This is a genomic window from Paenibacillus sp. FSL F4-0100 (assembly GCF_037993005.1).
GTDB lineage: Bacteria > Bacillota > Bacilli > Paenibacillales > Paenibacillaceae > Paenibacillus_AQ.
Genome location: NZ_CP150303.1, coordinates 6,302,583 through 6,328,135 on the forward strand (window position 1 = coordinate 6,302,583; position 25,553 = coordinate 6,328,135).

Annotated in this window: 26 protein-coding genes and 1 riboswitch; of the genes, 5 read left to right on the top strand and 21 right to left on the bottom strand. The window is 52.5% G+C overall.

Going from position 1 to position 25,553, the window contains the following annotated elements; all coding sequences use genetic code 11:
• Nucleotides 1–99: 99 nt before the first annotated feature.
• From MHH48_RS28555 to cobD, 11 genes are all read right to left on the bottom strand, one after another.
• Complete coding sequence (locus MHH48_RS28555; protein ID WP_076324600.1) at nucleotides 100–1,494, bottom strand: L-cystine transporter; 1,395 nt, start codon at nucleotides 1,492–1,494, stop codon at nucleotides 100–102.
• A gap of 213 nt (nucleotides 1,495–1,707) precedes the next feature.
• Nucleotides 1,708–2,529 (bottom strand): adenosylcobinamide-GDP ribazoletransferase, encoded by an 822-nt coding sequence (cobS, locus tag MHH48_RS28560; protein ID WP_076324601.1) that lies wholly within the window; start codon nucleotides 2,527–2,529, stop codon nucleotides 1,708–1,710.
• Nucleotides 2,526–3,104 (bottom strand): bifunctional adenosylcobinamide kinase/adenosylcobinamide-phosphate guanylyltransferase, encoded by a 579-nt coding sequence (cobU, locus tag MHH48_RS28565; RefSeq protein WP_076324602.1) that lies wholly within the window; start codon nucleotides 3,102–3,104, stop codon nucleotides 2,526–2,528. The genes cobS and cobU overlap by 4 nt, the downstream gene beginning before the upstream one ends.
• Complete coding sequence (gene cobT / locus MHH48_RS28570) at nucleotides 3,101–4,171, bottom strand: nicotinate-nucleotide--dimethylbenzimidazole phosphoribosyltransferase (RefSeq protein WP_076324603.1); 1,071 nt, start codon at nucleotides 4,169–4,171, stop codon at nucleotides 3,101–3,103. Before cobT ends, cobU begins: the two co-directional genes overlap by 4 nt.
• Before the next feature lie 67 nt (nucleotides 4,172–4,238).
• Nucleotides 4,239–5,024: an ABC transporter ATP-binding protein gene (locus MHH48_RS28575; protein ID WP_076324604.1), complete on the bottom strand. Its 786-nt coding sequence runs from the start codon at nucleotides 5,022–5,024 to the stop codon at nucleotides 4,239–4,241.
• Nucleotides 5,021–6,067, bottom strand: coding sequence for an iron ABC transporter permease (locus tag MHH48_RS28580; protein WP_076324605.1), 1,047 nt, complete (start codon nucleotides 6,065–6,067; stop codon nucleotides 5,021–5,023). The genes MHH48_RS28575 and MHH48_RS28580 overlap by 4 nt, the downstream gene beginning before the upstream one ends.
• The gene (locus MHH48_RS28585; RefSeq protein ID WP_076324606.1) at nucleotides 6,064–7,068 is read right to left on the bottom strand and encodes an ABC transporter substrate-binding protein; all 1,005 of its coding nucleotides are present in this window, start codon (nucleotides 7,066–7,068) and stop codon (nucleotides 6,064–6,066) included. Before MHH48_RS28585 ends, MHH48_RS28580 begins: the two co-directional genes overlap by 4 nt.
• Before the next feature lie 257 nt (nucleotides 7,069–7,325).
• Nucleotides 7,326–7,528, bottom strand: a riboswitch (cobalamin riboswitch).
• Between the two features lie 155 nt (nucleotides 7,529–7,683).
• Nucleotides 7,684–8,535, bottom strand: coding sequence for a histidine phosphatase family protein (locus tag MHH48_RS28590; protein WP_340388487.1), 852 nt, complete (start codon nucleotides 8,533–8,535; stop codon nucleotides 7,684–7,686).
• Nucleotides 8,526–9,503, bottom strand: coding sequence for an adenosylcobinamide-phosphate synthase CbiB (cbiB, locus tag MHH48_RS28595; protein ID WP_076324608.1), 978 nt, complete (start codon nucleotides 9,501–9,503; stop codon nucleotides 8,526–8,528). The genes MHH48_RS28590 and cbiB overlap by 10 nt, the downstream gene beginning before the upstream one ends.
• Nucleotides 9,500–10,234 carry an adenosylcobinamide amidohydrolase gene (locus MHH48_RS28600; protein WP_076324609.1) on the bottom strand — a complete coding sequence of 245 codons (735 nt, stop codon included), beginning with the start codon at nucleotides 10,232–10,234 and terminating at the stop codon, nucleotides 9,500–9,502. The genes cbiB and MHH48_RS28600 overlap by 4 nt, the downstream gene beginning before the upstream one ends.
• 75 nt (nucleotides 10,235–10,309) lie before the next feature.
• Nucleotides 10,310–11,434 (bottom strand): threonine-phosphate decarboxylase CobD, encoded by a 1,125-nt coding sequence (cobD, locus tag MHH48_RS28605; RefSeq protein ID WP_076324610.1) that lies wholly within the window; start codon nucleotides 11,432–11,434, stop codon nucleotides 10,310–10,312.
• Between the two features lie 175 nt (nucleotides 11,435–11,609).
• Between cobD and MHH48_RS28610 the strand changes: the two genes are divergently transcribed.
• A complete protein-coding gene (locus MHH48_RS28610) occupies nucleotides 11,610–12,611 on the top strand; it encodes a lipoate--protein ligase (protein WP_076324611.1) in 1,002 nt (333 codons plus the stop codon).
• An 87-nt stretch (nucleotides 12,612–12,698) separates the two neighbouring features.
• On the opposite strand, the gene MHH48_RS28615 is transcribed toward MHH48_RS28610, so the two are convergent.
• Nucleotides 12,699–13,412, bottom strand: a complete 714-nt coding sequence (locus MHH48_RS28615) for a metal-dependent hydrolase (RefSeq protein WP_076324612.1) — start codon at nucleotides 13,410–13,412, stop codon at nucleotides 12,699–12,701.
• A gap of 285 nt (nucleotides 13,413–13,697) precedes the next feature.
• Here MHH48_RS28615 and MHH48_RS28620 point away from each other — a divergent pair, with 285 nt between their 5' ends.
• Together MHH48_RS28620 and MHH48_RS28625 are read left to right on the top strand one after the other, a co-directional pair.
• The gene (locus MHH48_RS28620; RefSeq protein ID WP_076324613.1) at nucleotides 13,698–14,600 is read left to right on the top strand and encodes a DMT family transporter; all 903 of its coding nucleotides are present in this window, start codon (nucleotides 13,698–13,700) and stop codon (nucleotides 14,598–14,600) included.
• Nucleotides 14,601–14,638: 38 nt separating this feature from the next.
• Nucleotides 14,639–15,445, top strand: a complete 807-nt coding sequence (locus tag MHH48_RS28625) for a Cof-type HAD-IIB family hydrolase (protein WP_076324614.1) — start codon at nucleotides 14,639–14,641, stop codon at nucleotides 15,443–15,445.
• A 134-nt stretch (nucleotides 15,446–15,579) separates the two neighbouring features.
• On the opposite strand, the gene MHH48_RS28630 is transcribed toward MHH48_RS28625, so the two are convergent.
• Nucleotides 15,580–16,341, bottom strand: coding sequence for a TioE family transcriptional regulator (locus tag MHH48_RS28630; protein WP_076324615.1), 762 nt, complete (start codon nucleotides 16,339–16,341; stop codon nucleotides 15,580–15,582).
• Nucleotides 16,342–16,561: 220 nt separating this feature from the next.
• Between MHH48_RS28630 and MHH48_RS28635 the strand changes: the two genes are divergently transcribed.
• Complete coding sequence (locus MHH48_RS28635) at nucleotides 16,562–16,972, top strand: GNAT family N-acetyltransferase (protein WP_076324616.1); 411 nt, start codon at nucleotides 16,562–16,564, stop codon at nucleotides 16,970–16,972.
• A 101-nt stretch (nucleotides 16,973–17,073) separates the two neighbouring features.
• Here MHH48_RS28635 and MHH48_RS28640 read toward each other — a convergent pair whose 3' ends face one another.
• The 4 genes from MHH48_RS28640 to MHH48_RS28655 form a co-directional block, all read right to left on the bottom strand.
• Nucleotides 17,074–17,853: an MBL fold metallo-hydrolase gene (locus tag MHH48_RS28640; protein WP_076324617.1), complete on the bottom strand. Its 780-nt coding sequence runs from the start codon at nucleotides 17,851–17,853 to the stop codon at nucleotides 17,074–17,076.
• A 160-nt stretch (nucleotides 17,854–18,013) separates the two neighbouring features.
• Complete coding sequence (locus MHH48_RS28645; protein ID WP_076324618.1) at nucleotides 18,014–18,250, bottom strand: hypothetical protein; 237 nt, start codon at nucleotides 18,248–18,250, stop codon at nucleotides 18,014–18,016.
• Nucleotides 18,247–19,275: a TIR domain-containing protein gene (locus tag MHH48_RS28650; protein WP_076324619.1), complete on the bottom strand. Its 1,029-nt coding sequence runs from the start codon at nucleotides 19,273–19,275 to the stop codon at nucleotides 18,247–18,249. The genes MHH48_RS28645 and MHH48_RS28650 overlap by 4 nt, the downstream gene beginning before the upstream one ends.
• A gap of 112 nt (nucleotides 19,276–19,387) precedes the next feature.
• On the bottom strand, nucleotides 19,388–20,668 hold the full coding sequence (locus MHH48_RS28655; protein ID WP_076324620.1) for a serpin family protein: 1,281 nt from the start codon (nucleotides 20,666–20,668) through the stop codon (nucleotides 19,388–19,390).
• 190 nt (nucleotides 20,669–20,858) lie between these two features.
• Here MHH48_RS28655 and MHH48_RS28660 point away from each other — a divergent pair, with 190 nt between their 5' ends.
• Entirely contained in the window at nucleotides 20,859–21,425 is a 567-nt protein-coding gene (locus tag MHH48_RS28660) for a GNAT family protein (protein ID WP_076324621.1), read from the top strand.
• Nucleotides 21,426–21,645: 220 nt separating this feature from the next.
• Here the strand turns inward: MHH48_RS28660 and MHH48_RS28665 are convergent, their stop codons facing one another.
• Genes MHH48_RS28665 through cysT form a run of 4 tightly spaced genes read right to left on the bottom strand, consistent with a single transcriptional unit; the run spans nucleotide 21,646 to nucleotide 25,415 of the window.
• A complete protein-coding gene (locus MHH48_RS28665) occupies nucleotides 21,646–22,704 on the bottom strand; it encodes a sulfate ABC transporter substrate-binding protein (protein ID WP_076324622.1) in 1,059 nt (352 codons plus the stop codon).
• A gap of 35 nt (nucleotides 22,705–22,739) precedes the next feature.
• Nucleotides 22,740–23,804 carry a sulfate ABC transporter ATP-binding protein gene (gene cysA, locus MHH48_RS28670; protein ID WP_076324623.1) on the bottom strand — a complete coding sequence of 355 codons (1,065 nt, stop codon included), beginning with the start codon at nucleotides 23,802–23,804 and terminating at the stop codon, nucleotides 22,740–22,742.
• A 1-nt stretch (nucleotide 23,805) separates the two neighbouring features.
• Nucleotides 23,806–24,603: a sulfate ABC transporter permease subunit gene (locus MHH48_RS28675; RefSeq protein ID WP_076324624.1), complete on the bottom strand. Its 798-nt coding sequence runs from the start codon at nucleotides 24,601–24,603 to the stop codon at nucleotides 23,806–23,808.
• Entirely contained in the window at nucleotides 24,600–25,415 is an 816-nt protein-coding gene (gene cysT, locus MHH48_RS28680; protein ID WP_076324625.1) for a sulfate ABC transporter permease subunit CysT, read from the bottom strand. Before cysT ends, MHH48_RS28675 begins: the two co-directional genes overlap by 4 nt.
• Nucleotides 25,416–25,553 lie beyond the last annotated feature (138 nt).

Genomic DNA, 25,553 nt, shown 5'->3' on the forward strand with positions numbered 1-25,553 from the left:
CCGCTTCACTTTCGGTATTCGGGCTTTCTCTATGTACCAGAAAAGAGCCATCCTCGGCAGAAACAATGCCTGCGCAAGATGGCTCTCATGGATACGTTCTTATGCCTGAACCATATCCAGTTCAATATTGTCGTCGTTGTACACGTCTTTGTCCACTTCATTCATGACTTTCCCGGTAATCACACCGGCTGTCATGGAGTCATTCACGTTCAGTGCCGTCCGTCCCATATCGATCAGCGGCTCGACGGAAATTAACAGACCCGCCAAGGCAACCGGGAGGTTCATCGTTGAGAGCACGATGAGCGATGCGAAGGTAGCTCCGCCTCCGACACCCGCCACGCCGAAGGAACTGATCATAACGACCACGATCAGGGTAAGGATGAACGACCATGAGGTCGGGTCCACACCGGCTGTCGGCGCAATCATGACGGCCAGCATGGCAGGATAAATGCCCGCGCAGCCGTTCTGCCCAATCGTGGCGCCAAACGATGCCGAGAGGTTCGCGATGCCTTCCGAAACGCCCAGCTTTTTGTTCTGGGTCTGCACGTTAAGCGGGATCGTGGCCGCGCTGGAGCGCGAGGTGAAGGCAAAGGTCAGCGTCGGGAACACCTTCTTCACATATTTGAGCGGGTTAAACCCGAATATCGCCAGCAGCACCAGATGGATAATGAACATGACGATCAAGGCCACGTACGAAGCAAGGACGAAATCGATCAGATTCATGATCACCGCAAGATCGGTCGTGGCGATCGTTTTGGCCATGAGTGCCAGAATCCCATAAGGCGTCAGACGAAGCACCAGCGTCACGATGCGCATAACCACGCCGTAGACCGCAGAGATCATGTTGCGGAACGTTTCCGCCTGCTCTTTGTTTTTTCGGTCCAACCCGAGAACGGCGATCCCGACGAATGCCGAGAAAATGACGACCGCAATCGTCGAAGTTCTTCGTGCTCCCGTCATGTCAGCAAACGGATTGCTCGGAATGAAATCCAGGATCTGCTGCGGCAGCGTACGGCCCTCAACATCCCCGAGCCGTTCTTGCAGCAGTGCACCTTGCTGCTCCTCCGCTGCACCGCCTTGGATATTGACGGCGGACAAATCGAAGGCCAACGCGGTCGTAATTCCGACAGCAGCGGCTACGGCTGTCGTCAGAAGCAGCACCGTAATGATAAGCCCGCTCATTTTGCCCAGATTCTTTCCGCCCTTCAGCTTCATGATGGCCGATATGATCGACACCATGATCAGCGGAATGACCATCATTTGCAGCAGCCTAACGTAACCGTAGCCTATCAGATTAAACCAATCGGTGGATTTCACCACCACATCGGAGGTCGAAGTATAGATGAGCTGCAGTGCCACTCCGAACAACACACCCAGTCCGAGTCCAGCAAACACGCGCTTGGTAAACGAGTAATGCTTTCTTTGCATCCAGTACAAAATACCGACCAGCAGAATCAGAACAAGGACATTGATGATAACCCAAAGCGTTTCCATCCTAATGATTCCTCCCATTCTTTAGATAAGGATATAGGTGCTCCATCCTCATGTCATAAGTGCGCTAGTATGTATTCATATCCATTACAGCCCACTCTAAACATATCATTACCCGATTGAGAAAATTCCTGCCCAAAATCGTTGTGTTCTCATCGATGCGGATTATGTCGACTATGTTGATCGGATTACCACTGATATTGCTCTACTATCATATCATGTAAACTTCAAAAGGAGAACCACAAATATTAACACAACCGTTTCAATCAGTTCATTGAGGGCTCCGTAAGTATCCCCCGTCAGTCCTCCAAGTCTTCGGGTCATCCGTTCTGCCGTTAAACTGCCAGCGGCCCAGGCTATGAATGGTATGACAAGGATTCCTCCGATTCCAATCATCCCAAGATTAGTCTCGCCTGCCGTGATCCATAGCAAACCTACAATAACTAGCGTTAACAGGACAGCCATTACGCCTGCCAGCGATCTCCTGCCGGCGGTCAATCCATGAAATAGAGCGGCAAGCCCCTCACTTCCCCGTGCCATCGGCCAGCGATACATCGCATGGACCATAAACCAGCGGCTCCAAACCGGAGCGAGCACCAGCAGCCATACCTCTTGTTTCCATGCCCCGGCTGACAAATCCCATATAGACATGATCAAGGAAGCTTTCAAAAGGAGCAGCAGCATACACGCCATGACCCCCATTGCACCTACACGGCTATCCTTCATGATTTCCAGCATCTTCTCACGCGACCGATGGCTAAGCAGCGCATCAGCACTATCCATCCAACCATCGAGGTGCAGCCCTCCCGTCAGCGCAACCCATACAACCAGCAGGATGACGGCAGCGGGAAAGGAAGGCAGCACAAAGCTTACGCCCAGTCCCAATCCGGCAACGATCATACCAATAACCGCACCCACCAATGGATAAAAAACGACGCTCCGTTGTTGCACTTCCGGCGTAAAAGGAATTTCCCTCCGCACCGGCAACCTCGATAGAAATTGAAAAGCGGCCGCAGCCGCTTCGATTATCTTGCTCATATGAGATACTCCTTGCTCTTGATTTCCATCGGAATTCCCGCAGTCACCAAAAATACTTCATCACATATCTGAGCCAGTCTCTGATTCATGATCCCTGCCCAGTCGCGATATATTCGGCCTAGCGGATATTCCGGAACAATCCCCGACCCCACTTCATTTGTTACCAGAATGACCGTTCCCGGATAACCCTGTACCGCTCTTGCGAGCCTGCCGATTTGAAGTCCCAGCCGTTCTTCCATTGCAGCACTTCCTTCAGGCTCTGCTTGCAGCAGCACATTCGTAAGCCACAGTGTCAGGCAGTCCACTACCACCGCAGGAGCATTAGGTTGCGATTGGCCCAGCGTATCCAGCAGTTCCGGGAGGGCGACAGGCTCCTCGACCGTCTCCCAACCGTAGGCCGAATCATGCCGACGGTCTTGATGAATTCGGATCCGTTCCCTCATCTCATCATCATAGGCTTGCGCAGTCGCCACATACGTTCCGGACTCCGAGCGCTTCATGCACAACTTCTCCGCGAATGAGCTCTTTCCGCTTCTGGCCCCACCCGTGACCAACACGCTTCCACGATGGTTCATACGGCCCCTCCGCTGATTCCGGCGCTCTCAAACGTCGCCATCTCATGCATGATCCGGCACGCCGCCTCGACCAGATGCAGGCACAGTACTCCGCCTGTACCCTCGCCAAGACGCATGTCCATTTGCAGCATCGGATGCAGCCCCAGCTCTTTCAACAGAAGCACATGCGCCTGTTCATGCGAAACATGAGAGGCAATCATATAGGAGAGGGCGTCCGGGCAGATGCATTTGGCAACCAGCGCCGCCGCACTGGATATGAAGCCGTCAATGATAACGGGACAACCGTGGGCAGCCGCACCCAGGATAAGTCCAGCCAACCCGCCGATCTCATATCCTCCAACTTTGGCGAGCACGTCGATGGGATCATCGGCATGAGGTCTATTAACTTGTATAGCCTGTTCCACAACTCGAATCTTATGTAGCAGCCGTTCATCGGTTACGCCCGTTCCCCTTCCCACGACTTCAGATGGCTGATTGCCGGACAGAACGGAGAAGATCGCTGCACTCGGTGTCGTGTTCCCAATGCCCATCTCCCCGGTCACGAACATTTGCGTTCCTTGCGACACCAACTCGGCGGCTACCTCTGCACCGGTTACAATGGACTGCAGTGCCGCTGCCTTTGTCATCGCGGGCCCTTTGGCCATATTGGCAGTTCCTCTGCCAACGTTCCGCGACTTCAGCTTCTCATCCTTCAGCTCGATCGCGACACCGATGTCCACACAATGCACGTCCGCCCCCGCCTGACGCGCCAGCACATTCACAGCCGCCCCTCCATTCAGGAAGTTCATGACCATCTGGGGCGTTACCTCAGCCGGAAATGCACTGACTCCTTCTTCACAGACTCCATGATCACCAGCCATGACAACGACGGATTTTTTGGTGAACGACGGCTTCACATTCCCTGTAATTCCCGCTAATTGGATCGCTAGCGCCTCCAGCTTACCCAGACTGCCCGGAGGCTTCGTCAGCGTGTCCAAATAAGCGGCTGTTTCGTTCTGAACCTCGACATTCAGCGGTTTAATGTTAGCAATGATGTGATTTAAACGATTAACGATTGTATCCGTCAATGAAACGACCTCCTTGTATCTTGTTCCTAAATCTTACATCCTAAAGCGGAATATGCGACAACATCGGTCAGGACCACGTGCTATTCGCCGTTAACAGCACCTGCGGAGCACCATTCTCGGGATGGGCCACAATCGAGGGCTCCACCCGGAAAATTTGACGTATATACGCCGCTGTCAAAACTTCTTCCGGCTTGCCAACCCCGGCGATCTTTCCCTGATCAAGCACCAGCAGTTTATCGCAAAATTGGGCCGCCAGATTCAAATCGTGCAGTACGCTGATCACCGTAATCCCGGACGAGTTCCGCCACTCCGCCACCATATCCATGAACTGAAGCTGATAGTGGATATCCAGATAGGTCGTCGGTTCATCCAGCATCAGCAGCGAAGGCTCCTGGACCATTACCTTGCCAAGCGCGACACGCTGGCGTTGACCGCCGCTTAACTCGGTAAGCCGCCGTTCTTCCAGACCATTCAGATCCAGCTTTCGGATAATGGCCTCAATGAGCGGGGCTGCATCCTTATCTTCACGGCCAAGCCAGTTCAGGAAGGGGAACCTCCCCATCTCCAACACTTCCCGAACGGTAAAATCGGTAGGATCAAGCCCTTCCTGCTGAAGCACCGCCACGATCCGGGCCAGCGTCTTACGAGTATAGTGTGCAAGCGCCTTGCCCCGAAGCGTCACACTTCCTTGCGTAGGATTCTCCACACCGGATAACAGCTGCATGAGGGTGGATTTACCGCTTCCGTTCGGACCGATGATCCCCCACCATTCCCCTTCGGCAATGTGAAGGTCCACGCCTTCAAGAATCGGCACCTTGCCATATGCTTTGCCAAGTCCTTGAGCTGTAATCATGATAGACCCTCCCTGCGCCGTTTTTTGTTCCGGTATAGCAAATACGCAAAGAATGGAGCGCCTATGAATGCCGTAACCACACCAAGCGGTATTTCCGTTGGTGCCAGCACGGACCGTGCCGCCGTATCGCACCAGACCATGAATATCGCGCCGCCCAGAGCCGACAGTGGAACAATGACGCGGTAATCGGAGCCGGTGATCAGCCGGATCATATGCGGTACCACAAGTCCCACGAATCCAATCACGCCGGATACCGACACGGCTGCGGCGGCGAGCAGGGTAGCAACGATGAGCACGCTGGTCTTCAACCGATCCACATTCAAGCCCATATGGGCGGCCTGCCGTTCCCCCAGCGACAAAATATTAAGCGCTCGCGACCTGCTCCATAAGTAGATAAAACCTGCGATAAAATACGGGAAAAGGATGGCCGTATACGACCATCCACGCATGCTCAGGCTCCCCATCGTCCAGTACAGGATCTGGTTTACCGTATCTTTGGACATGACCGTCAGAAAGGAAACGACGGCGCCCAGAAACGACTGCATCACCACGCCGGACAGAATGAGCCCGTGGATCGGCAGTTTTCCTTGATCCCTCGCCAGTAGCAGGACGGCCCATAAGGTGCCTGCTCCGGTCAGAAACGCTACAAGCGGCAGCGTGTAACCTCCGGCAAAGGAATATTCCATCCCGAAAAAAATCAGGGATGCTGCGCCAAGCGCAGCACCCGAGGATACACCAAGCGTAAACGGATCCGCCAGCGGATTGCGCAATACCCCTTGAAAGGCGGCTCCGGCGACGGCCAGGGAGGCTCCTACGAGCATCCCCAGCAATATGCGCGGCAACCTCACCTTCATTAAGATTTGCTCGGATGAAGCTTCCCAGCCCGGAACGATGGAATCGCCGATTCCCGGCAGCCGGTGCAGCAGCATCGCGCCAATCTCTCTCACAGGCAGGTGCACGGAGCCGATTCCGAGACTGACAACCAAGGTTAACAGTAATAGGATGATGCCGGCCGCACCGAATCCTGCAAGTTTTTTACTCATGGATTCATCAGTTCCGGATAAACGGCTTTCGCCACTTCTACCAACCCTTGCGTCACACGGGGACCAGGACGGCTGAGCAGGTTCGCATCCACGGATATGACCTGATCGTTCTTGATGGCTTCGATCTGATCCCAGCCGCCGCGCTCCTTAATCAGCTGATCCAATGTTTTCTTGGTTGCTTCATCAACCACATCGTCCGTGTACAGAATGACGTCGGGGTTCGCAGCGATAATATTTTCCTCACTGATTTCGAACCAGCCTTCCGCATCGCCGGCTGCGTTGACGCCGCCAGCTAAGGTGATGATCTCATCCATAAATTCGCCCTTGCCGACGGTCCATCCCGGAGAGAATTCCACATACACTTTCTTCTTGTCTTCATCCTTCACGGCTTTCACGGCTTCCGTAACGGTAGCCAATTCCTGCTTCATCTGATCCACGACCGCTTTCGCCTCCGCTTGACGGTCCGTAATTTGTCCGATCAGTTCGATGTTCTCCATCACGGCATCAATGGTTTTCGGATCATTGACGAACAGGGTAACGCCAAGCTCACGCAATTTCTCGGCATTCTGAGCATTCATCGAAGCCGCAAATACCACATCGGCATCGGCTGCAATAATAGCCTCTTCATTCACTTGGAACCCGCCCAATTTAGGCTTGGATTTGGCCGCTTCCGGATAATCGTCATTATCGGACACGCCAACGATTTCCTCATCCAGGCCCAAAGCGAACAGTTTTTCCGTCTCGGACGGTGTCAGGGATGCAATTTTGGCCGGAGCTTTCTCAAACGTCATTTCAACCCCGGTTGAATCCTTAACGGTCAGCGGATACGTCGTTTTAAGCTCTTCGCCGGAATCCGCCGGCGCTTCGTTATTCTGCTCTTCCTGCTGTGCAGGCTGCGTTGTATCCTTCGGCGCCGCTTCTTTGTCTCCACAGCCAATCAAGGCCAGAGCCATCAGTATGGCTACTAGAAGTACGGACCATGTTTTGTTTAATGCTTTCATCTCTTGAAATCCCCCTATGCATAATTGAGAACCTGGCGCTTTCGAGTTTACATTCCTTCGACCGATCCTTACCGGGAGAAAAACATCAATCGTCATACTCCAAAGAAAAGCAAAAATCCCTGACTCCTCGTAAACAAGGACTCAGGGATTACGTTTTAACATAAGGACATCTGGATAACCGTTCACAGATAGCGCCTTAAACTTCCGCCCACACATGCCGCATGGGTCCGGCAAACGTAATCCTCTCCTCGAAGGACCGTCATTCATTCGCCGAGGGCAGGTCTCCTGACTTGCAGGCTGTAACGACTTCTCCGCCTTCCCAAGCGCTATGGCTCAGTGGCATATGAAGAAGTCCCTGCTTCACAGTGGCGGGACCGTGCCGGACTTGCACCGGCTTCCCTATTAACCCGGCAGAAGGCAACAACGCCTTCTATCCGGGACCCTCGCAAATAATATGAATTTATGTATGTTAGGCCAAGCATGGTTTCTCTGCCCAAGATTATAGGCGATAAACCTTCCTCTTACAACCGAAAGATTCGGTCATTTCAAATGCCTTATGATACGGATTTATCCCGTTATCGCCCATTCCGCACCGATATCATACGATTTCATTTATTAGCTTAACCGCACGCCTTGCCAGCGTTCTCCATCCCATGTCAATTGCAGCTTGAGCTCCTCGCCCGGTGACACCTGCGTTTCCCAGAATTCCGTATGCGAAAGGGTAGCTGCCGCGATCTGCCGGATGACGCCCCCATGGGTGACCACAAGCACATCCAACTCTGCCCTCTGTGTCCCACAACCATAACCGGCTGCCTCTGCCTCTGCCTCTGCCTCTGCCTCTGCCTCTGCCTCTGCCTCTGCCTCTGCCTCTGCCTCTGCCTCTGCCTCTGCCTCTGCCTCTGCCTCTGCCTCTGCCTCTGCCTCTGCCTCTGCCTCTGCCTCTGCCTCTGCCTCTGCCTGCACAAGGGTATCCGGATCTTCCTCCACATGCAACAGTTCCTTCAAATCCAAATACAATCCGGTCAAGAATGCCTGAATCCGGGAACAGAACATTTCCCAGCTCTCCCCATTTGGCGGCGCAACTTCTGCGGGGTTATCAATCCATCGCCGATAGGATATATCGGACTTCAAGTCCTCGTAGGTGTTCCCTTCCCAATCCCCGAAATCGAGCTCACGCAGCCGCGGATCATACTCGACACCTCGAATAAACCTGCCTGGATCTTCATCATCAGGAATAGCGGACATTGTTGAGTCCGATAAGATAACATTCAGCGTCTGCCTGCATCGAAGGAGATCACTACAATAGATCCGGACGAACTGCTTGGTACAAAACCTTTCCCGCAGCGGGAGGAGCTGCTGTCTTCCTTCCACCAGAATCCCCTGATCCTCGTGACCGAGATAACGGCGCTCCTCGTTCCACAACGTGCGGCCATGACGGACCAAATGCAGGGTAATCCTCATATCCATAAGCTTCCTCCTGCTGCGGCCACAAGTCCGAGCACCACGGTACCCAGTAACGTAAACAATACCGATACGCCCAGCAGCAGACGATTTGTCACCTGAATATCCTCCGCTTCAAGCGGTCGTTCGGGATCCCCCATGTAAGCCCGGAACGAGATCACGCCTTGATAGGAATTCTCGCCTCCCAGACGAATGCCCAGCGCACCAGCTACGGCCGATTCCGGGAAGCCGCTATTCGGACTGGGGTGCTTTCGCGCATCCCTTCTAACCATCTTGATCGCTTTTTTCCATTGCAGCGAAAACATCGCAGCCACTATGGTCAACAGTCCTGCGGTCAGGCGTGCCGGTATCCAATTGGCGATATCGTCCAGCCTTGCGGATGCCCAGCCGATATGCTGGTATTTGTCGTTTTTATAACCGACCATGGAGTCGAGCGTGTTCACGGCCCGGTAGGCCATCGCCAGCGGCGCTCCCCCGATCAGGGCAAAAAACAGCGGAGCGATGACCGCATCCACGATATTCTCCGCAACCGTCTCCACCGTTCCCCGTACGATCTCCGGCTCATCCAGATGGCCGGTGTCTCGCCCGACAACCATGCTGAGCGCGCGCCTGGCCTCCGTGATATGGTCGGAGCGAAGATGGCCGTAGACCTCCAATCCTGCTTCACGCAGTCCCTTGATGGCAATCGTAGTCGCAATAAGCACGATCTCCACTCCCCAAGCAAGCCAAGGATGAATCGCTGCACACAACAACAGCAGCAGCCACGCCAGCACGAAGGAGCCACCGGCCACGATCACCGGCAGCAGAATGCCCGCCCACTTCAGGCTCTGAGCGGAAGTCGCCCAATGGCGTATCCAGCCTTCAACCCGGCGGATGGCTTTCCCCATGCCAATGACGGGATGGGGGAGCCATCTCGGATCTCCAATCAGCAGGTCCAGTACGACCGCTGCCCAAATGACCCACACGACGGTCATATCCGGTCCTCTCTTTCGGAGACAATGCTTTCCGTAACACTCTCGTAGACAAGGCGGCCGATCATGCCACCCAGATCGGTTGCGGTTCCGGCATAATGGTGGTTCACGCCATACGCTGCATTGCCGCTGACCCCAAGGACCATCGCGTCCGTCGTCGTTCCGGTCGCGACGGCTCCGGTTTCATGATCCTTCACGCCCAGATCATGTAGCGCCGCGGCTTTCGCTTCCGTCGCCGTCAGCATGGCGTTCACCATACAAGCCGGCGTCATCATCCCATCCACCATCAGCATGATATTAATCGTGCCCGGCTGGTAAGCGGCAAAGGTCGTACGGCTCGACCCAGCGCGGGCTGCATTGCCCACGCCGGCGGTGGTGCAGCACAGGATGGAAGCCTGTTCACTCCGCTCTTCCCGGATGGAAGCATATTTCAGTTTTACAGCCGTCATCAATCCAGCTGTAGATTCAGCCGGATAACCGTGAGCAGCTATAAAGTTAGACATATCGTTCACGGGGTCGCTGCAATCATAATGCTTGTCCACATAACGATTCACGATATGATCCAAGCTTACGAATCCGCCGCCGTATATGGCGCTGCTAATGGACACGGCCTGCTCCGGAAGCAATATCCGGATATGAGGCTGTTCCAGCTTCGATTCGAGGGACACCACCGCTCCCGGCCACGCATTCGAACGATATAGGTGATTCTTGCCTTTCAGAAAAGGTACTGCCATGTTTCTCTCTCCCTGCTCTCTATGATCTAAATCTGCTTGATCCCGAGCTTCATTGGTATGTGCCGTTTAATACCCTTAAGTTGCGTCTTCAGAAGAAATGCCAAGAACCTCCGCCATAATGGCAAGCAGCCTGTCGTTATCTGCGGCATGTTTAACGGCTAGCCGGATATGACGCTCACCAAGGCCCGGGTACATGGCGCAGCTGCGGACAAGCACGCCGCGTCTTCCCATCTCCGACTGAAACATCTCGGCACGCCATGGCCGCGGAAGCTCCATGAGTAGAAAATTAGCCTCGCCCGGCGTAACGTCCAGCCCCAATGCTCGTAAACCATGTATGAGCTTCTGACGCTCTGCGAGAATCAATTGCAGCGTATTCTGCTCGTAGTCCCTGCCGCTGCCAAGACAAGCCTCGCCCGCAAGCAGCGCCAGTCCATTGACACTCCACGTCACCTGCTTGCCTGCCATCTTGCGTATCACATCGGGATGCGCGGCCGTATACCCGAGCCGCAGGCCCGGAATCGCATAAAACTTGGTCATCGATCTGACAATCACGGTTCGAGGATAGTCATGAAGCTCTGGCATCAGGGTCTGTCTGTCTCCCAGCGGAATAAAGTCGATAAAGGCTTCATCCAGCACCAGCCAGGTCCCTTCTTGCTCTGCGCATGCCGCTATTTCACGGATATCCTCAAGGCTGTACTGAACCCCATTTGGATTGTTGGGCTGTCCTAAAAACACGAGATCCGTGCAAGCTATCAGTTCCATTACATCCGCCTTGTCTGCTCTCCAGTCCCTCTCCGGATGTCCGCACACGGAGCGGATGTCGGAACCAAATTTTAAAGACAATTCCCGGTATTCGGAAAAACACGGGTCAACCACGCCCACAGTCCCTGGCGATAGCCCCATCAACAACAGCGCCATGCACTCTGCCGCTCCGTTGCCGACAAGGATTCGCCGGGGATCGGTGCCTAGCTCTGCTGCGAGCAGCTCCTTGAACTTGCGGTGTCCCGGATCCGGATAACGAATGACCGCACTCATTCCCTCTTGTAAGGCCGTAATAACTCCTTGCGGCGGTCCAAGCGGATTAATATTGGCGCTGTAATCCAAGAAAGCCGAGGCTTGCCTTCCGAATGCGGCAGCGGCCGTCTCCACGTCCCCTCCATGGCCGTACACCTCGATCAAGGGTTGTTTTTTGTCGTTCATAAGGGCTCCTCCTGTTCCATGCCCTGGACTCTTGCAAGTCCTGCCGTTATGTAATGCCATCATTATGTCGCTACTGTCCCTGACTCGTCAACATGGAATCCTTTGTCTCTGTCTTAAAATTGGTTTACAATAGTCTGGAAGCACCACATTTTGAATTGTGACGACGGAGGATACTATGCTATTTATCGATAATCAGGGGATCCACGATCCATCCATTAATCTAGCAATTGAAGAATATGCCTTGAAGCACTTGTCCATGGACGAGAGCTACCTTCTCTTTTATATCAACAAGCCTTCCATTATTATCGGAAAGCATCAGAATACGATCGAAGAGATCAACCAGGAATACGTTCGTGACAACAACATTCAGGTTGTACGCCGGTTGTCCGGGGGCGGGGCCGTATACCATGATCTCGGCAACCTGAATTTCAGCTTCATTACGAAGGATGACGGCCAGTCCTTCCACAACTTCCTGAAGTTCACGCAGCCGGTCATCGACTTCCTGCAAAAGATGGGTGTACCCGCCGAGCTGAGCGGCCGGAATGACCTGCAGGTCGGCGAGAAGAAAATTTCGGGGAACGCGCAGTTCTCGACGCGGGGACGCATGTTCAGCCACGGCACGCTCATGTTCAATCTGAACCTGGATGATGTACAAGCCTCGCTGAATGCCAATCCGGAAAAATTCAAATCCAAGAGCACCAAATCCGTCCGCAGCCGCGTGGCGAATATTAAGGAGCTGCTTGGTACGGATATGACCATTGAACAGTTCCGTGCCGAGCTGCTTCGCTCGATTTTCGGTATGGAGCCGGATCAAGTACCGCAATATGTCCTTCAAGAGAAGGACTGGGAGATCATCAACCAGATTTCAAAGGAACGCTATCAGAATTGGGATTGGAACTATGGACTCTCCCCTGAAAGCAATGTGAAGCATGCCAAGAAGTTCCCGGTGGGCATTATTGATATCCGCATGGACATCCGTGAAGGACATATCGGGGAGATCAAGATTTACGGCGACTTCTTCGGCGTCGGCGATGTCGCTGATATCGAGAACCTGCTTCGCGGCAAACGGTATGAAGAAACTGCTGTGCGCACAGCGCTATCCGGCATCAACGTCAAGCATTACTTCGGCAACCTTGAGCTCGACGATTTGATCGGCTTGATTTTTCTTGAGGAATAGAGCCGGCTCGTATTAAATAAGCCTCCCGCCCGTATGCTGCATGCATAAGGGTGAGAGGCTTTTCATTTCAAACAGGTATACCTCGGATCAAGATGAGGCCATAAACACATACCAAACAAGGACCAGTGTTAACACGATACATACATTCTCTACCGTGCGTCCCCATTTGCTTCCGGTGCTCATGATTTTCAGTTTAATTCTCCATTTGAACGGAGGAAGCGGACGGATTCCGCGATTGGTCAATGCATCTGCAAGCAAATGGATGGAGTAGGATAAACCGCCGGCAAACCATAAGCTTTCCCCGCCGATCTTGCCCTGCGATGCAAAATACAGCAGGCCCGTCCATCCGGCAGCGGCATAGACGGTATGGGTTAACCCCCGGTGGGTCACCAAGGAGCCTGCAATGAGCACGCTGCCTGCGATTGTGTTCCATGGGCTGAAGCCCTGCCCGAAGGAGATCAGTCCGAGACCGATCAGGAACATGACGATATGGCGCAGGGTCCGGCTCGGCAGGTACGAAACAACCCCGATCAGCCCGGCCAGGGCGATGTTCCATGGGGCATACTCCTTGCCGTAGAAGACAACGAAGATGGCTGCGCCAATCATCGCTAGCTGGAGGATTCGCAGCAGCCCGGAAGGAATGGCTTTGCGGACCAGCAGGGAGTTGGGCTCGTCGATGTCGGGAAGCAGTGCGCTAACCAAAGCCACTGCGGCAGCCGGCAACGTGACAGGCACTTCGCTCATGCCCATGACGGATAACGTAACCCCTGTGCTAATAATCAAATGAGCTCTGCCCATCATGATGACAATCTTCCTTTCTAAGCTCAATGCTGACTATGGGATCGATGGAGTTGCCGGTCTTCACGTCCGATAACCCAGGGTCATGAGAATATACGTTCGGTTCATTAGTATAGCAAAATCATCCTCTTTTTGTCTACCCCTTCCACTTTGGTTAGGCTTAAAAATGGTTGTCCGATTCTCTGATATGGGATACAATTTGATCACTTGCCCCAAGGTTACGACCGGGGACGAATGTACGGGAATCTCATCAGGAGTTTCACATCTTCAAGAAAGGATGACTTCCGAGTGAATCGCTCACGAATTGCCGATCTCAGCCTGCTTCTGGTGGCCATGATGTGGGGATCTACGTTCCTCATCGTTCAGCATGCGGTCCGCGTGCTCCCGCCGATGGCCTTCAATTCGGTCCGCTTTTTGGGAGCGGCCCTGCTCCTTGTATTGATCATTACCCTCTTTTACCGGAGCCAGTGGAAGCTAATATCCGGCAAAATGCTGCTGCATGCTTGCCTGCTAGGTCTTTTTTTATTTATAGGGTATGCCTTTCAAACCGCGGGCCTTCTGTACACAACCACGTCCAATACAGGCTTTATTACCGGCTTGTCCGTCGTGCTGGTCCCTTTCATATCCTATGCCCTGTTAAAGCACTCCATCTCCAGATTCACCTGGATCAGTGCCTTGCTTGCGGCAGCGGGTCTGTATCTGCTTACCTTCACCGGTTCCGGCATGAGCTTGAATAAGGGGGATTTGCTCGTATTCGTTTGCGCCATCGGTTTTGCGCTCCATATTGGTTATACGGGCGTTTATGCCGGTCGATACCCTGCTTTGCTGCTGGCGGCGCTCCAGATGGCTGTCGTGGGAGTATTTAGCTTAGCGGCATCTGCACTGACCGAACATGTCGGCAATATGACCGACCTGATGGAGAAGCTGACCCAGCCGAACGTGCTGTGGGCACTGGCTATATCCATCGGACCTACCAGCGCATTCGCCTTCTGGATCCAAACCGTCTGTCAAAAATATACGACGCCATCCAGGGTGGCCATCATCTATGCAACGGAGCCGGTATTCGCCGCGCTGACCGGAATCCTGTTCGCGGGAGAACTGCTTACGCTTATCGGCGGCATCGGTTGTCTGTGCATTTTGGCGGGAATGGTGATTGCGGAATTGAAGTCTGCGCCACAGAAGGTACAATAGAGTTAAAGACAGAGACAGAAACAAAAGGAGAGATACCCATGACAACTTACAAATTGATGGCCATCGACATTGACGACACCTTGATCAATGACGATAAGGAAGTAACCCCCGGCGTCCAGCAGGCGCTTGAGCAAGCCGTAGCCCACGGTGTCGTTGTGACACTGGCAACCGGACGTGCCTATGCGTCTGCTCAAGCAATTGCCCGCCAAACCGGACTTAATGTTCCTATTATCACCTACCAAGGTGCCTTAATTAAAAATCTGCTCGACGAGAAGGTTCTCTACGAACGCTTCGTTCCCGTCGACGCTGCCGTGAAGCTGTATGAATACTGCGTAGAGCATAATCTCCATCTGCAAACCTACATCGATGACAAGCTGTATGCCCGTGAAGAGAATCAGAAGCTGATCGATTACTGCGCCCTGAACCGGACGCCGTATTATATCGAGCCTGATTTTATGAAGATGGTTCAGAAACAGACCCCGAAAATGCTCATCATTGACGATCCCGACTATCTGGATGAACTGATCCCTGTATTCCGTGAGCTGCTGGGCGATGACATGCATATTACCAAATCCAAACCGCATTTTCTGGAGTTCATGCATAAGGAAGGCACTAAGGGACATGCCCTCACCTTCCTTGCGGATCATTTCGGCTGCGATCTCAAGGAAACCATCGCTGTCGGCGACTCCTGGAACGATCACGAGATGCTGGAAGCCGCCGGTCTTGGCGTCGCCATGGGCAATGCGATCGAGCCGCTTAAAGCGATTGCCGATTACGTTACGCTCGGGAATAACGAGGACGGCGTGAAGCATGTCATTGATAAATTCGTGCTCAACCAAGGTTAATATACGGGACAAATAGATCTACACAAACAAGCCTCCATGATATCCATGGGGGCTTGTTTGTGTCCATAAAAAACGCAGCCATTGCGTTCCCTAACCGGTCAACTGGGGTGGCGCAAAGGCCTTACGCCTGTCCGTTATTCCCGGTCCGGGTTAAACGTCAGAATCGGCTTCAGAAGTGCCGTATCGTTGAACTCCAGCAGGCCTACCTCCATGCACAGCTCCATCAATTTATGAATGCCGTTGAATTGCTGCAGATTCCGTTGATGAATGACGGATAACGCTTCGCGAACCATTTTTTGTGCCTGCTCAATGCTCTGATGCTCCACGGCCTGAATAATCTCCTTGATACTCTCCAAGTAATATACAGTCCGCCTGAGCGAGCGAATCAGCAAAATCTGCCTGACTTGCGACGGGGTGTACAGCCGATATCCATTCTCGGGGTTTCGATCCGGGGTGATCAAACCTTCCTTCTCCCAGTGACGGATGGCGGACGACTCCACGTTGGTCAGTTCGGCGACTTCCCCGATCGTCATATGGGCTTTGAGCTTTTTGTCCTTGATGATGTTAAGCTCGGGATTCTCAAGCAACGCAAGCGTTTCATCCGCAATGTTTTTTTCCTGCAACAGTTTAACTTGCTCCCCATTCACGACCCAGAGGGCTTCATCCATCTCCCTCTTCTGAATGTGGCGAATCACATCATAAGTCACCGCGTAACCAAAGCCCGGAAACATGGCGCGCAGACAACGGAAGTAGGCCATATGCATTTGCGTGTATAAACGGTAGCCTTTCTCGTTCCGGGCAGGAGGGGGTACCACTCCCCAAGCTTCATAATGCCTTAAAGCACTCGTGCTGATGTGCAGCTCTTTGGCGATATCTTTCGGCTTGTAGTAATGCATGCCGTTCCCTCCCCAATCACGATTGAGAACCTACTTTACCAGAATCGCAAGCCATTGGCAAACCTTAAATTAAAACATTAAAGTGCTATGAGAAGGCCTGTGGGATAACACCGTTGACTTGGTTAGATTCGCTACAAGACATCTTCTCACTTGCATCAATGTTGTATATTGAGTGGTGTAGAGACGAGTTGAACTTATTCTTAACAGCGGGAGGCTGATTATGATGAACGTGCACATAACCGAGGATGTTCCACAGAATAAAGAATACATGGATCTAAGAGTAGATGCAGGACTGCCTGAGGTTGAGATTGCGGCCATAGAGACAGCGCTAAACCGCAGCGTGCTGTCCCTTCTGGCCAGAGACGGCCATGACCGGCTGATCGGGATGGGAAGGGTCGTAGGTGACGGCACTTTCTATTTTCAACTGGTGGATATTATGGTTGCGGCCTCTCACCTTGATCAGGGGGTTGAAGAGATGATTGTGTCCGAGCTGCTCTCCCGCCTGGAAAAAATAGCGCCAAGCGGAGCCGAGGTCACTGTCATCACGGACGTGCCCGGAATCAAGCTGTACCAACAGGCCGGCTTCAAGCTGCTGTACCCTGATCGATACGGCATGGCCAGGTCTGTGTAAGAGAGCGGCGCCTTCAAACCTGTGTAAGGCATCCCCACTGGGCTGCGTAATCGCTTCCGCTACATTTTCACGCTCCTAGTCACAAGAACTCATAATTTTCTTCACTTGCTCAGCTTTACTGTCATCCCCGCCATCGCCACACGGACTCCCTCTGGAAGAGGCAGCTCATTCCGAACGTCGACGTCGTGCGACATATGGGTATACACCGTTTGGCGAGGCTTCACCTCGGCGAGCAGCTCTGCCGCTTCCTTCATGTCATAAACGGAGCGCGTCTCGAATTTGGCAGTTTCATGAACAAAGCTCGTTCCCAGCACCAGGAGATCCACGTCCTTCAGCGGTTCCTTTTCCGCAGGGCTCAGATTAATCGAGTCTGAATTGTATACCCATGTGTACCCTTCCTTCAGGAACCGGTATGCGTAGGAGTACCCGTTCTGTCCATGGTTTACCTTCCAGCAGGAAATCTCCCAGCCGCCAAGCGTCATCCCATCGTCCACAGCCGTCATCTCCATCTGGCGCGGAAGCCATGGATACTGGCGTACAATCTGCTCCAGCACCTCGGCAGGGGCGTATAACCGACCTTTTTCCCTCTGCCATCTGCAGGCATCACTCCATTCCGGAAGACCGCCGATATGATCAAAATGGGCGTGCGTAATCAGCATATCGCTCATCTTCCGCTTTCCCAGCCCCTCCATCATAAAGCGCCAATCCGGGCCGCAGTCGATCATGAAAGTCGTTTCTTCGCACCCCACCATCACGGCAGAGCGCAAACGCCGATTGATTCCCGTATTCCGAGCTTCCGTGCATACCTCGCAATCGCAATATACCCGCGGAACGCCCATGGCATCTCCCGTTCCCAAAAAAGACAATGTATCCCCGCTCACATGACATCCCCCATTTGTGTTATCGATTCGTTCTTGGTTACGCAAACCTTGTCCTTATATTGTATAAGTCAATGAAGAAAAAACAAAGACCGCCCGGATCATCCCGAACGGTCTTTCGTCATTTCTGTCATACGATCGATATGGCTATGATAGCAATTCATTAAGCAAACGAGGGCTTATTATCGTCAACAGCTCCGCTGATGACCTTGACGTATTTCTTATCTACACCTTCTACGGAAGGACCAACATATACACTGCTCTTGCTTGAGCGTCTGACCGAGCGCTTCCGGGATTTCAGCGTACTCATCATCGGTACGGGTCCCCGAACCACCCAGCTGCTGCTATTGGCGGACCCCTGCGGATGACCTGACGTTCTCTTCTTCTCATTCCTGCTCACGACGAATCCCCTCCAACTAAATGCCTGATGGTACGAAGCAGCTCACGATTCTGCTCTACAACCTCCGCGAGATCTTCATCCGTAAGAATCTCATGTCCCGTAAAATGCACGGACAATACATGATTTACACCTAAAGGATAGCAGAACACATACACCTGCGCAACTTCCTCTTCGTGATAAAATGCCCATTTTCCACTATTATAGACATCTATCACGTAAATCGACTGGTTACTTGGCGAATGTTCCTTATTCCCATCGAACGGGAAATACCGTCCTCTACCTACATTACCCCCAATTTGGGCAATGCCTTCATCTCTTCGGCCCCAGAACGCGGCGCCGGTCACCCTGAAGTCCCCTGCAGCCGGTGGGAGCAAGGAGTTTCGGACAGCTTCACTCAGTGCATGATATTTTTCCGCTTCATCAATCACATGCACATTTCGGTTATATTCCCAGAAAAAATGCAGCACGCTTTGCTTGCGCTTCAGCTCCGCATCCTTCTGCTCAATCACGGTGCTCGGGTTGTTGTAGAACCCTTCGGTTTCGATCGCACTCAGAATATGCCCGCAAGCGACATCGACGGCCGATTTGTAATCGTCATCGCTTCGCAGTTCGTATTCGAGCAGCGTTATGCCCTGCAAGTCGGAGAGTAGATGATATTCCTTAACGATAACATCTTGAACGGAACTGCTGTCTGCCTCCACTTGATCCGGGATGATGCAGTACACCCTTCGTCGCCCGAGCCTTCCCCAATACAGCCCCATTTCGAACAACGTGTTATCGCGGGTAACAAATACATGTTTGCCTCGAATGAGGGCCACATCATCCGGAGAAAAGACGAACACACCAAAATCACTGGACGCAAGCTGCTTCTCCAAAGCTTCCATCGTATACAGGTTAGCCCCGAACGTCCCGCCGTACCAAGGTGTCACTTGAGCGGATCGTTTGATTTGTTCGTGGATCGCCCGTGCATACTTGATGGCCTCTCTGGAAGAACCTATGAATAAATTCGGCTTCGGTATGGTCATAGGCACATCCTATTCTCCCTTTGTTATACATTTTAGTCTTATTCGACCATTATAACAAAGTTGCCTATTTTTGGGTGAAAATTATGGCAGGCGCATGTTGGTATAGTATATGCTAAGGTCTCAAAACAGACCCCATAAATAACCATGTGCCTGTGTCCCGATCTTCAATGGCAAAGAAAAAAGGGCGGTTGATATTCATGACGATCGGCTCGGTAGGCTCAGCAGCGGTTGTCTCGATCCCCACGGCTGTAATCGCTGCGGCCACCGTGCCCTTCTCACTGACATCAACTACGGTTTTATGTCTTATCTTATCAATCCAAAATTTCTCTCCATCGTGTGCCATGGCGCTAAAATCAGCTGCATCCCTGTCGAATGCCTGAATCATCCCCAGACTTTGAAGCGCATCCGGGAGCTCGAAGGTCTGTTCTACCTTAAATTTGGGCAGCCCAAGCTGGATGGTCTCATGCGGGAAATCGCCTTTCCAGACGGACGCATCCTTCCACAGCTGCTGATGCAGCTCACCCATGGATGAGGATTCCTTCGGCAGGATGACCAGCATGTGCATGCGGCCATCTCCATACGGAATGCGAATGGCCTGCCAGGACTCCCCTTCTTTGTAACTATATCGTCCTTCCCGCTTCATCATCGGAATTTTTTGTGTAGTGCCGTCAGAAAGCGTGAATTCTTCATCCACGGTATTTGCCGGATCAAATTCATCCATCCACCCGCCGTTAAAATAAATGGCATTGATCAGAACCGCAACGCCGCCCGGAGGTTTATCATATATCGAAGGGATCATGCCGCTGGTCTTGTCGTTCACCCACTGGTTTATAGCATCCATGGCATCGGCATGCATCAAGTTGGCCTCCTTAACTTCAGCACGATAGCTATCCTTAACGGTCTGCAAATACGGCTTCTTCATCTCAAGTCCTTGCTGGTGCCACACGGAATTGGCCACATTCAGCACGACGCCTCCCCCGTTCTCCAGTAAGGAGCGCAGCTGGCGGTTGCCTTCGTTGATATCGTCCACACTCATGCCCTTCCATCCAAGTACATCGGACATCTCGGCAGCCGTATCGCCGGCTGTCCCGTTATAGGCAAGTGCCAAAGCTTGCGTGATGCTGTATGGAGAAATAATCAGATTACCGCTCTTGTACTCAGAGCTATTCGATAACGCCTGGTGCAAACGCAAACCAAAATCATTCTGCGCTTTCACCATGCCGGTATCTACCTTGCCCAATACCTCTTTGCGTTCCTGAGCCGACAATTCCTTCACTTTGGGCTGCTTATGCACAATTCCTTGCGGTTCCCCTGACTGGATCTCGCTGCCCTGAGCGCAAGCGGTAAGCCCAATAAGCAAGCATAGGCCTGTGAGTACCTTTCTTTTTCGCATAACCTTGTCCCCCTTCAATGTCAGATTCTTTGTCTATCTGCTATTGACGGAATGCCCCCACCTAATGTTTCATATAAAGGATCAATTATCCAAATTAAGTTGGCAATCAACTTCATCACCGTTACAATGTAGAGAACCTGCACCATACTTAAGGCATATACAGAATACAGAGCGAAAGGAATTTCTACATATGCAAAAAATCCTTCTTGAAGGCAGCAAAGTTACGCTAAGATCCAGGAAACCCGAGGATACCCCTGTTTTATATAATTTGATCTATGGCACCGAGAATCCGGAATGGAAAAAATACGACGCTCCTTATTTCCCGCTCAAGCAGATTTCCTATGAAATTTTTGAAACGCAGTGGAACGCCGACTTCGAAACCGATCAATTTCCGAGTGACCTGCTCATCGAAGCCGAGGGAAAGACGATTGGCATCGTCACGTTTTATTGGGAGCATGAAGCCTCACGCTGGCTGGAAGCCGGAATCCTGATTTACGATCCGAGCCATTGGAGCGGTGGCTACGGTACGGAAGCACTGTCGCTCTGGATTGAATGCCTATTCCAAAATCTCACCATTGCCCGTGTCGGCATTACCACCTGGTCCGGCAATCCGAGAATGATGCGCTGCGCGGAGAAGGTTGGCATGCAGCTTGAAGGCCGCATGCGGAAGTGCAGATATTACGCGGGCGTCTACTACGATTCCATTCGCATGGGCATTCTGCGCGAAGAATGGGAAGCGCAGAAAGCGCGCGTGTAGGGCAAGATGTACTGCGCAATTCGTATACGTGGAATATTTGCAGCGCATGAGGCGTTATTCAGACGATTGCTAATGTTCTATAAATACCAAGAAAGCGAGCCGGCCAGGAGATCCTGGACGGCTCGCTTTCTCTCTTTTTGATTGACGGGTCATTACGAAACGCAACCCATACACACTATCCCTCATGAACCCATCCAATCGCTCCATTTGCCATCAAGCATCATAGCCCGGCCAGTACCTGATACCAGACTCCACGCTTGGAATACAGCGTCTCGCGTACCTGATCCCATCCACCCAGATACTCGATATCAAATAGCCCCGGCGGATTGAAAAACCGATCCTTCGTCTGTTCAAACACCGATTCTTCAACCGGACGGAACCCATATTTCACGAAGATGTTCTGCGCCTCCGGTGTGCGCAAGTACTCCACAAAAGCGGCCGATACATCCTGAGTGCCGTGCTTTTCAGCAAAACGTTTGACGACTGCAGCCGGATTCTCGATCAGCATCGTATGCTGCGGCACAACGATATCATACTGGACGCCTTGGGCAATCCGGGCAAGCAGCTCGTTCTCATACGTTACGATCACATCTCCGACCCCGTATTCAAAAGCCGCCATGGAAGCCCGCCCGCTTTTATCGAGCGATTCCACATTGCGGTGAACCGCTTCAAGGAAAGCTTTCGCTTCGGCAGGATCACGCTTTCCGTTCTCTTCGGATTGTTTCAGCCCCGCGCCGTAGATCGCGTTAATGTCCCACTGGGCGCCGCCCGAGGTCTTCGGGTTCGGATACAACACCTTGACGTCCGATCGGGTCAGATCGTCGAAATCCCGTATCCCTTTCGGATTTCCCTCGCGCGTGCCGAGAACGACAATCGAACGTGTCACCATGCCGTTATACGGCTGGGATTTCCATTCCGGGTCCACAAGCCCTTCCCTGACCAGCTTGTCGACATCCCCTTCCATGGCAAGCAGCGTGACGTCGGCCTCAAATCCGCCCGTGATGGCACGAGCTTGTGTTCCGGAAGCCTCGTAGGATTCCTGAAACCGAATCGTTTCTCCCGTCTGTTCCTTCCACTGCGCTTGAAAAGCAGGGATGATCTCGGACAGGGCATCTCTGGCCACGCTATACGCGCCCAGAACGATCGTTCTCTCTCCGGTTGGGGTTATCACTTCTTCGCTATCGGGCGGGCCACTCGTGCATCCTGCCATAACAAAACTGAAGAGAAGGGCCATGCCAACCAGCAGGAATGAGTTACGTTTCATATTCAAGATCCGCATGAATGAATCCACTTCCCTTCGGATATTTAGAATCATCAGATCATAATTGGCATCGGGTCGACCTTCAGTCGATTCTCCTCGATCCAGCTGTGCTCTTCATTAAAGAGATAAGCCCGGTGAACGAGGACGCGGACCTCTTGACCCGGATACAGCGTTTCCTTCTCCAGTGAACGGTAGGTGATCAGCTTATGTCCCTTAACCTCTACCTCCACCAGCCATTCGCTGCCGCGGAAATGCAGATGACGGACGATCCCCGTCTCTGTTGCGGACAGCACGCTGAAATCATGCTTGCTGCCAATCTCGATATATTCCGGACGAATCAGCGCACGCGTCGCATTCTTGTTAGCCGCTGCCTCAAATCCCTTCAGCTCGGCTGCGCTCGAAATCACGGTGGATTCGCCTATGAACGAAGCAACGAACGGCGTCTTCGGCTCCTTGTAAATATCCCAAGGCGTTCCCTTCTGCTCAACACGCCCCTGATTAATAATCATAATTTCGTCCGCGACTTCAATCGCCTCATCCTGGTCATGCGTCACAAAAATCGACGTTATGCCGACCCGCTCGATCAGCTCGCGAAGCCAGGAGCGCAGCTCCTGGCGGATCTTCGCATCGATGGCTGCGAACGGTTCATCCAATAAGAGCAGCTGCGGTTCAGGCGCGAGCGCTCTGGCAAAGGCTACACGCTGACGCTGTCCACCGGATAACTGGTGCGGATAGCGGCTCTCGAAACCTGCTAAACCGGTCAGCTCCACCAATTCCATGACCCGGTCCTTGATTATGGCCTTGGGAGTCTTCTTCACCTTCAAGCCGAAAGCGATGTTATCAAATACGGTCATATGCTTAAACAAGGCATAATTCTGGAACACAAAGCCGATTCCGCGCTCCTGCGGCGGAAGATCATTGACCACTTGACCATGAAAGGAGATTTGCCCGGAGTCCGGATTCTCGAGTCCCGCCAGCATGCGCAGGATGGAGGTTTTACCGCCTCCGCTGGGCCCCAGAAGTCCGATCAGATGTCCCTTCTCAATCTCAAAGCTGACATCTTTGACGGCATGAAACGTACCGAAATGCTTGTTCAGATCGCGAACTTCCACATGCATATCAATGCACATCCTTTCTTTTTTTGGCCCATTCCATCAGCAGCAAAAGTCCTACCGAGAAGGCAGCCAATACCAATGCGACGCCATTCGCCGCAGACACGTTAAAATTCTCCACATCCTGATATACAAGCGTCGTCGCCGTCTGAGTTTTGTTCATGATATTACCGGACACTACCAGCACTGCACCAAACTCGCCCAATGAACGGGCTACCGTGAGCACCAGGCCATATACGACAGCCCATCGGATGGAAGGCCACGTTACTTTCCGGAACGTTGTCCATCCGTAAGCCCCTAGCGTCGCTGCCGCTTGTTCCTGATCATTCCCAATTTCCTGCAGGACAGGCATGACCTCTCGAACCATGAGCGGAAACGTGACGAAGAGTGTCGCGATCACCATGCCCGGGAAAGCATACACCACCTTAAACCCGATCCCTTCAAAAAAACCGCCCATGATGCTGTCAGGTCCGAGCAGCAGTACAATCATCAAACCGCCAATGACCGGCGATACCGCATAAGGCAGATCGACAATGCTGTTCAGAATGCCTTTGATCTTGCGGCTGAGCCAATTCGCCCGTACCAGGTACAACGCCATCATGATGCCAAATAACGTATTAAAGAACGTAACGAATACCACGATAAGACCCGTCATCATCAGGGCATGCAACGCTTCCGGCCTGAACAGACCTTCGGCAAACCCATTCAGACCTTTATCAAACGCACCGATCGCAATTCGAGACAGGGGGATGATTAGCAGAATGATAAATACGGCGTACGTAAGTCCGATCCACAGACGTCTCAAGCTCGTCTCCCCCTCTGCTGTACGGCATTAATCACCCAGAGGATGATGAAAGAGAGGGTAAGGAGCAGAATAGATACGGCAGCTGCTCCTGCAGGATTATCGCTCTCGACCTCACCAAAAATAAAAACCGATGCAATCAGCGTTCTTCCCGGAATGTTGCCGGCCACCAAGACAACGGCCCCGAATTCGGCCAATGCTCTTGAGAATGCCAGCATGCCTCCGCTTATAATCCCTGGGAGCATCGACGGCAGGATGACTTTAAAAAAGGTTCTCGTCCTGGAAGCTCCCATCGTATATGCCGCTTCTTCCTCCAGCGGGTCGAGCTCCTCCAGCAGTGGCTGAACCGCCCGGATGACAAACGGAAACGTGACAAACATCATCGCTATCACAATCGCGGGCTGGTGGAACACAATTTCAAAACCCAATTTCTCTGCTATGCCACCGAGAAAGCTCCCGGGGCCCAGCAGCAGCAATATCATCAGACCGCCTACGGCTGTCGGAAGCGCAAAGGGCAGGTCGACCAGACTGTTCAGCAGCGTCCTTCCCGGAAACTTATAACGTATGAGCACCCATGCAATCATCGTTCCGATAAGCACGTTGATGAAAGTAGAGATGACGCCCAGCTTGATGGTAAGCAGCACAGCCTTCCACGCTATCGGATCCATAACGCTCTCCGTAAAATGACTCCATCCTGCAGAGAATGATTGCACATATACCCCAAAGATCGGCAGTACGATCAAGGCAAGAAAATAAAGCAGCACGGTACTTCGAAAACCCCAAGTCCAACCTTTATGACGAATCCATGTTGTCATATCATATCCCTCCCGCCTCCGGATGGCATCCCGGTCGACACTTTCACAAACCATCTTTATATTTCCTATTTGTATACTTGGTTTTCTTTACACATACTTTACCAAAAGCTGAATCCCATCGTCAATCCATCTTTTGCA